At 49.1% G+C, this 8,023-nt stretch carries 7 protein-coding genes; 2 read left to right on the top strand and 5 right to left on the bottom strand.

Annotation, left to right across the window (positions count from 1 at the left end; genetic code table 11):
* Positions 1–190 precede the first annotated feature (190 nt).
* The 5 genes from VZT47_RS08440 to VZT47_RS08420 all read right to left on the bottom strand — a co-directional run bounded on the left by VZT47_RS08440 (position 191) and on the right by VZT47_RS08420 (position 5,262).
* Positions 191–430 carry a DUF4911 domain-containing protein gene (locus VZT47_RS08440; protein ID WP_330224529.1) on the bottom strand — a complete coding sequence of 80 codons (240 nt, stop codon included), beginning with the start codon at positions 428–430 and terminating at the stop codon, positions 191–193.
* Positions 423–1,655, bottom strand: a complete 1,233-nt coding sequence (locus VZT47_RS08435) for a peptidase U32 family protein (RefSeq protein WP_330224528.1) — start codon at positions 1,653–1,655, stop codon at positions 423–425. The genes VZT47_RS08440 and VZT47_RS08435 overlap by 8 nt, the downstream gene beginning before the upstream one ends.
* Entirely contained in the window at positions 1,652–2,260 is a 609-nt protein-coding gene (locus VZT47_RS08430) for an O-methyltransferase (protein WP_330224527.1), read from the bottom strand. The genes VZT47_RS08435 and VZT47_RS08430 overlap by 4 nt, the downstream gene beginning before the upstream one ends.
* A 220-nt stretch (positions 2,261–2,480) precedes the next feature.
* Complete coding sequence (mltG, locus tag VZT47_RS08425; RefSeq protein WP_330224526.1) at positions 2,481–3,548, bottom strand: endolytic transglycosylase MltG; 1,068 nt, start codon at positions 3,546–3,548, stop codon at positions 2,481–2,483.
* A 925-nt stretch (positions 3,549–4,473) separates the two neighbouring features.
* Positions 4,474–5,262, bottom strand: a complete 789-nt coding sequence (locus VZT47_RS08420) for a putative hydro-lyase (protein WP_330224525.1) — start codon at positions 5,260–5,262, stop codon at positions 4,474–4,476.
* 656 nt (positions 5,263–5,918) lie between these two features.
* Here VZT47_RS08420 and VZT47_RS08415 point away from each other — a divergent pair.
* Together VZT47_RS08415 and VZT47_RS08410 are read left to right on the top strand one after the other, a co-directional pair.
* Positions 5,919–7,196 (top strand): Na+/H+ antiporter NhaC family protein, encoded by a 1,278-nt coding sequence (locus VZT47_RS08415; protein WP_330224524.1) that lies wholly within the window; start codon positions 5,919–5,921, stop codon positions 7,194–7,196.
* A gap of 283 nt (positions 7,197–7,479) precedes the next feature.
* Positions 7,480–7,875, top strand: coding sequence for a thioesterase family protein (locus VZT47_RS08410; RefSeq protein WP_330224523.1), 396 nt, complete (start codon positions 7,480–7,482; stop codon positions 7,873–7,875).
* Positions 7,876–8,023: the final 148 nt, after the last annotated feature.

The following is an 8,023-nucleotide window of genomic DNA, read 5'->3' as shown; positions in this document are numbered from 1 at the left end:
CATTACGATTTCTGCTGCCGATTGATCAGTATGTCCCGGAATTCTGGGAACCCGGCTCTATCTTCCAGTCCTTCATTTCCAGGAGGACTTGTTTTCGTGCTCAAAAAGCCGCTCATCACAACGTGATGGGCGGCTTTTTTCGTTTTAAGTTATCAGTTAGTGATTCATTATGATTGATTCGACGGTTATTTTATTTCATACCAGCCAAAGCCGCTTCCCGGTCCGGAAGGATTTTCACTTTTACATCGGGAAGATGGGTGAGGATATCGATGACGAGATCCCTCGTATCGGCGGTGGAATTGATCTGGCAGGTGGCCCTTTTCGGATCGAGAGTGGTCAGGATGCCCAGGTATTCGTAGCCTTCGATGATCCGATTGATGTAATTCACTTCGGTGGGCGGGATTTCGATGTAAACTCTTGTATCAGCCATGTTTTGCACGCCTCCTCAGGATGGTATAGGGCGGGAGCAGGGTATCTCCCGTAAGGGTCAGTTCTTCCAGAGGATGGGGCGCTTTTTCCACCTCCATCCCTTCTCCATTGACCAGTTTCTGAATTTTTACGAGCCCCACTTTGCCCCCGGGCGTGAGGTACTCCAGGATTTCTCCCACTTTGAAATGGTTCCTCTGCTGCACGAGATTTTCTTTATTTCCACGGTCTTCTTTTAAAATAAGGCCCACGAAATCATAGGGCTGCTCGGGCTGGGATTTCACGTATTCCTGGGCACTGTGGTCCGGATTCTGGAAAGCAAAAGCCGTGGTGTAGGGACGATGGGATACCTTTTCCAGTTCTTCCCGCCATTCCGGACGGACTCTAAAGGCGCCTCCTTCGGCATAGTAAGCATCGATGGCCTTCCTGTAAGCGGAAACGACTGCCGCCACATAGTACACGCTCTTCATGCGCCCTTCGATTTTCAGGGAGGAAATACCACTTTCGATAAGCTCAGGAATATGGTCGATCATGCAGAGGTCTTTGCTGTTGAAAACATAGGTCCCGTGATCGTCCTCCTCCACCGGCCAGTACTGGCCCGGGCGGGTTTCTTCCATCACCGCATATTTAAAGCGGCAGGCCTGGATGCATTCGCCCCGGTTGGACTGGCGCTTTCCATTGGTGAAGAAATTGGAAAGGAGGCAGCGGCCGGACCAGGAAATACACATGGCCCCATGACCGAAGACTTCCAGCTCGATATCCACTTTCTTCCGTATTTCCGCCATTTCCTTCACGGAAACTTCACGGGCAAGGACTACGCGGGATGCGCCCAGTTCTTTCCACATTCTGACGGTCCGCCAGTTGGCAGCGCTTGCCTGGGTGGACACGTGAATGGGAAGATCCGGAGCCACTTCTCTTGCCAGGGAGAATACGCCCAGGTCGGAAATAAGGGCCGCATCCACATGGATATCCTGCAAATATTTCAGATAATCATCAAGACCTTCCAGGTCTTCATTTCTTGGGATAATATTCACCGTCACATAGACTTTCTTTCCCAATTTGTGGGCATAGTCCACAGCTTCCTTCATTTCTTCCCTTGTGAAATTGCCGCCGTAGGCGCGAAGGCCGAATACTTTTCCGGCCAGGTACACGGCGTCTGCCCCGTAGAGGAGGGCCATCTTCATTTTTTCCATGGTTCCCGCCGGAGCGAGAAGTTCGATTTTATTCATGTCATTCCTTTCGGGACGCTCACGGAAAGTCCGTCCCCTTCTTCATAAATATGCGTATCGTATTTTTCTTCTACATAGGAAATATAATCCCGGAGCCGCATGACCAGTGTACGGTACCTGTGCGGCACAGGACCATTGCTTTTCACGAGTCCCCGGAAAAGCACATTATCCGCAGCAATCACTGCATTCTTTGAAAGTTTCGGCTCGATTTCCTTTAATTCCCGGAGATACTGCCCCTTGGGCCCGTCCAGGTAGAGGAAATCATAGGGACCTTTGAGCGTTTTCAATACGTCCGCCGCATCCCCCAGATGGCAGCGCACCCTTTCCGATACGCCTGCCCGCCTCATGACCGTTTCCGCCATTGTATGACGGGTCTCATCGATTTCCAGCGTATCGATTTCCGCCTTTGGAAATTTTTCAGCCATCATAAGGGCTGAATACCCGATGGCCGTCCCTATTTCCAGTATTTTCTTCGGACCCTCAGGACCCGTGAGAGACGCCGCCTTCAAAAGCAACTCCCTCTCCGGCCCCCGGATGATGGGGACGTTATTCTTTTCTGCATACATTTCAAGTTCGGACAGGATTTGAGGTATAGTATTGTCCATCAAAACTCCATTGTAATCAATAATCTCACTGAATGGTAATCCCATTTCGGAAAGGTGGGCGAAGAGGCCGGACAGGTTGTTTTACGTCTGCCCTGACAAATTAGAGCATCCCATCTAAAACTCGCGCCCGAAGGGCGCCACCTTCCCGACAGCCCCGATAATCCCGACAATCCCGATATCCCCGATTCAAAAGCCGTCCGGTCATCAGTTTCCTTTACGGTTACTGCTGCCTATAAATATTCTCTGTCTCCGCCTGGTGTTCTTCATAGGATTTCGTGAATACATGATGTCCGTCAGCCTGGGCTACATAGTAAAGGTACTCTCCCGGCTGAGCAGCCAGCACCGACTGAATGGCATCGAGTCCCGGCGCGCCAATCGGTCCCGGAGGGAGACCGTTATGAATATAAGTATTATACGGAGAATCAATCTTCGTATCCGCAATGGTGAGTTCTTCTTTCTGGCTCCCCAGGGCGTACTGGATCGTGGCATCGATCTGGAGAGGCATCCCTATTTCCAGCCGTTTCAGCATGACCGAAGCGATGGGAATCTGATCTTCCCTGAAACGGGCTTCCCTTTCCACCATGGAAGCCAGAGTCATGAGGGTATGAAGAGTCATTTTTTTCTCTTCTGCCTGTTTCCGGATGTCCGGCGTCAGCATAGTATCGGTCCTTTTGTACATGAGGTCACAGATCTGCTTTGCGTCGTATTCCTTCGGAATGTCATAGGTATCGGCAAAGAGGAAACCTTCCGCCTTGATAGGCACCGCCACAGGACCATACTGGAATTTCAGGGGCCCGTAGCCAGCTGCGGTTTCTTCGAAATTCTCTGCCCCCGCAATGCCCGATTTCTTCAATATTTCCGCAATCTGGTGAACCGTATACCCTTCCGGCACCGTCACCATGACCGATTCCATTTTGCCCGAATGCATTTCTTTGAGAGCCTGCATGACAGTAAGCCCCTGCTTCAGGCGGTACATACCGCTCTGCAGGTCTTTTTCATTGCCCAGAATCCTGGCATAGATACGGAAAATCGTGGAACTCCGGATGACGCCCTTTGCTTCCAGCTCATCGGCAATATCCCGGCCCGTAGCATTCTTCGGCACCTGCAGCGTCACATCCCCGTGCAGGTCCACCCGGTCAATGGCATAGAAATAAATCCCTAAAATACAAAAGAGGCAGACAAGGATCACGCCGCCCACCCGGCAGATCCGTTTCGCACCCCAATGATGGTCCTCGGTAAAAATATCCTTCGGACCCTGGTCACTCTCTTTCTTATCCTTGTCGTCCATGCGGCACCTCAAAAGAAAAGTATTTCCATCCGGTGACCCATCCTTTGGAAATACAGGAATAGTATTTTATTATTATATCATATATAGGAAATACGAAAAAATCGCGATTCATTCTTTGGAAATAATGGCTAATGGGTAACAGGTAATGGTTCATAAACCGTTATGCCGAAAGGAAACTGACTATCGGAAAACTGTACATTGGGGTGAATGGTTAATGGGTAATCGTTCATAAACTGTTATGCTGAAAAGGAACTGTCCCTCCGAAAGCTGTTCATTGGGATTAATGGGTAATTGTCCGCGAACTATTATCTCCAAAGGAAACTATCCATCCGATCACTGTACATTGAGGTTAATGGTTAATTGGCCGCTAAACTTTTATTTGGAAGGAAACTGTCCGTCCGTAAGCTGTACATTGGGGTTAATGGTTCTTCGTGCCATTTGAGGATTGGCCCCATATATTCTGCGGCCATCAGGCCGCCACCTTCACGAACCACGAATCACGAATCACGAAATCTCGATAGTGACAATATCGGGGCGTGCCGCGGTGAGGCTAACCCACGAAAACCGTATGAGACTCGATTCACAGTAACTGCCAGAAGACTCAATGAAAAACCCCATATATACTCTGCGGCCGTCAAGGCCGCCACCTTCCCGATACTCCCGAGATTCCCGACAATTCCCGATTCAAAAGTCCTGCATCCTTCAGTTTTCCTTCCTGAATCCAATTGAAAATATCTCCCGTGCCATGATTGGATTGGCCCCATCAAAAAAGCAGCGGCGCATCAGCGCCGCCACCTTCACGAACCACGAACCACGAATCACGAAATCTCGATAGTGACAATATCGGGGCTCGCCGCGGTGAGGCTGACTCACGAATACCGTATGAGACTCAAAACAGGGTAACTGCGAAAAGCCTCCAACAAACTCACATAATCGCCAGTGACGAATTCGGGATATCGGTAATAAACATATGTCCCGGGGCATGGGTAATCATGATATCCGGTTTCACCGTCATGGCTACTGCCTGGGGAGTAACGCCGCAGGCCCAGAAGACAGGAATTTCCCCTTCCCGGATTTCCGAAGGCTCACCGAAGTCCGGTTTGTCGATATCTTTGATGCCGATTCCTGCCGGATCGCCGAAGTAAATCGGTGCCCCGTGAACATAGGGCATACGGGTCGTAATCTGGACGGCACGAATCGCATCGGCCGGTTTCATAGGACGCATGGAAACCACCATGGGACCATGGAAAACACCTGCCGGAACGCACTGGATATTTGTAATGTACATGGGCACATTGTGACAGTCCGTGATATGCCGCACATCGAGGCCATCCTCAATCATGGGACTTTCAAAGGAGAAAGAGCAGCCCAGGAGAAAGGCCACGAAATCATCCTGCCAGTACTGTTCCAGATTGATGACCTCATCCACCAGCTCCCCTTTTTTATAAATGCGGTACTTCGGGATATCATAGCGAAGATCGGCATTCGGCGCCGCAATGACAGGAATCGGACTTCCTGCTTCCGTCACATCCAGGACCGGACAGGGCTTTTTATTTCTCTGTGTAAAAAGCAGGAAATCAAAAGCCAGACTCTTTGGCAGAATGGCCATATTCGCCTGGGCATAGCCGTCGCACATGCCGCTTGTCTGACGAACCAATTCCCCCGTGCGGAAAAGCGCACGAGCTTCTGCCGGTTTCATTTTGCTGTAATCCATACATACCCCTCCTCACGCAAAAAGGCGGCCCATCATCAGGACCGCCTTCAGTCATTTATGCTACCCTTAATATAAACCTTTAGTAATGATAAGTAAAGAAGATTATTCTGAAATTTAGAAATAAAATGAAATACACTTTGTATAAACAGGGAATGGCTAATGGGTAATTGTCTGTAAACCATTATTTCGAAAGGAAACCGACTGTCTGGAAACTGTACATTGGGGTTAATGGGTAATGGGTAATCGTTCGTGAACTGTTATACTGGAAAGGAAACTGTCCGTCCGATAACTGTTCATTGGGGTTAATGGGGAATTGTCCGTGAAACTTTATTCCAAACGTAAGCTGTCCGTCCGATAACTGTTCATTGGGGTTAATGGTTCTTCGTGCCACTTGAGAATTGGCCCCATATATACTCTGCGGCCGTCAAGGCCGCCACCTTCACGAACCACGGACCCCGAATCACGAAATCTCGATAGCGACAATATCGGGGCTTGCCGCGGTGAGGCTAACCCACGAATACCGTATGAGACTCCATCCGCAGTCACTGCCAGAAGTCTCAAAAAAATCCTGTAGCCCCCACAAGAAAGAAACAGTTTTTCTTTGCGGCCCATACAGGCTATAATAAGTACAACTTTGAAAGGAAGGAGGAAATCCCATGGCCCTTGCCACCCTTGGTGTATTTATTGCCGGTCTCATCATCTGCCTGGCTTTGGGACTGCCCCTCCTTGCGGCCCTTGTTTTCGGGTACCTCCTTTTCTTCCTGTACGGTCTTCATTACGGCTTTTCCGTGAAAAAAATCCTCACCCTCACGGGAAAGGGCATCTGGTCTGTCCACAGAGTACTCCTGGTTTTCTTCCTCATCGGTATGCTGACCGCTTCCTGGCGGGCTTCGGGGACCATTCCCTACATTGTTTCTGCCGCCGGCGGGCTGATGAAACCGGAAATATTTCCACTGGCCGCCTTCCTCCTGAATTCCGGACTTTCCCTTCTGATCGGCACATCTTTTGGCACCGTGGCCACCATGGGAGCCATCTGTATGTCCATTGGAAATATGATGGGTGTCGATCCCATGATTACAGGCGGAGCCATTTTAGGCGGACTTTATGTGGGAGACCGCTGTTCCCCTCTTTCCACTTCCGCTTTGGTGGTAGCAGCCATTACAGAAACGGAATTTTACGACAATCTTCGCCGCATGTTCAGGACGGCCCTCCTGCCCTTCGGTATTTCCTGTCTCATTTATATAGTCCTGGGACTGATTTCCGGCGCTGAAGGGGCCCCGGCAGATACGGCTGCTCTTTTCGAAAAAAGTTATACTTTGACTCCCCTTCTTCTGCTCCCGGCAGCAGCAGTCATTATCATGCCCCTTTTAAAAATCGACGTGAAAATTACCATGAGTACCAGCCTTCTTCTGGCCCTCCTTCTCTATATTTTTGTCCAGCACATGGACTTTTCCACCATTCCTGATCTCCTTATCTGCGGCTATCAGGCCCGGGACCCCGCCCTTTCCCATATGATGAATGGCGGCGGTATGATTTCCATGATTATGCCTGCCTTCACTGTCGGGATTTCCTGCTCCTATGCAGAAATCCTCCAGCAGACCGACCTCCTTCAGAAAGTAAAATCCCTCATTTCCAAAGTCCTGATGAAAGGCGGCAAACGATTGACCTTTATGATTGTGGCTGCTGTTTCTGCCATGGTTACCTGCAACCAGACTCTGAGTTCCATTCTTACCCGGCAGCTCTGTGATGAAATCGTGACGGACAAAGAAGACATGATGATTGCCATCGAAAATACAACCATCGTGATGGCTGCTCTGATTCCCTGGTCCATTGCCTGCTCCGTCCCCCTTTCCACCCTCGAAGCTCCTATGACATCGATTCTCTTTGCCTGCTACCTCTATCTGCAGCCGCTGCTTGGCTGGAGGTTGAAGTAGACTATCTTGTCATTAATTTCGAAAACCAAAGTTGGAAAGTTATCAGTTCGCAGTTATCAGTTCACAGTGAAGGTGGGCGCCAAAATCCTATGGCGCCCCTTTACATATATAAATGGAAATATATTCTTGAAGTGATTGATTACCCGTGGTATGGTTATACATATATTTCAAAAAGGCCCGCTTCTTATTTTTATGCGGGCCACCGCCACTGATCACTGAGAACTGATAACTGAGAACTTTTTTCCTACAGTTGCTGAATAATAAATAGCAAAGGAGCCAAACTATGATAGTAAAAGGCATGACCGGACAGATTTCCAGGGTGATTACAGAAAAGGATACGGCAAAAATGGTGCGGAGCGGCTCCCTTCCCGTCCTGGCGACTCCCATCCTTTCTGCGGTCATGGAAGAAGCCGCCTGCAAAGCCATCGCTTCTCATCTTTCCGGAAATGAAACCACCGTAGGCGGATCCATGCATCTCATTCATAAGGCTCCCACCCTGGTGGGCCATACTTTTACAGCCACCGCCACCGTTTCTGAAGTCAAAGGCAAAAAAATCACCTTCCGGATCGTGGCAGCCGATGAAAATGGAGATATCGGAGAAGCCATTCATGAAAGATTCCTTGTGGATGGTCAGCTTTTTATGGAAAAGGCGGCTAAAAGAGCGGATAGCTGTGATTAAAGTTCTCAGTTATCAGCAATATCATTAACTTAAGAAAATCATGAAATAGTTCAAGTACGCGTCGAAAGATGCGTGCTTTTTTTGTGCAAAAAATTTAAAAAAATCCGACAAAATCTGAAAAAAGTACTTGACAAACGCAAAAAATTTT

Source organism: Dialister sp. (genome assembly GCF_036343215.1).
Classification (GTDB): Bacteria; Bacillota; Negativicutes; order Veillonellales; family Dialisteraceae; genus Dialister.
Note: the sequence above shows the minus strand (reverse complement) of the source record. Positions and strands in the feature narration are given on the sequence as shown.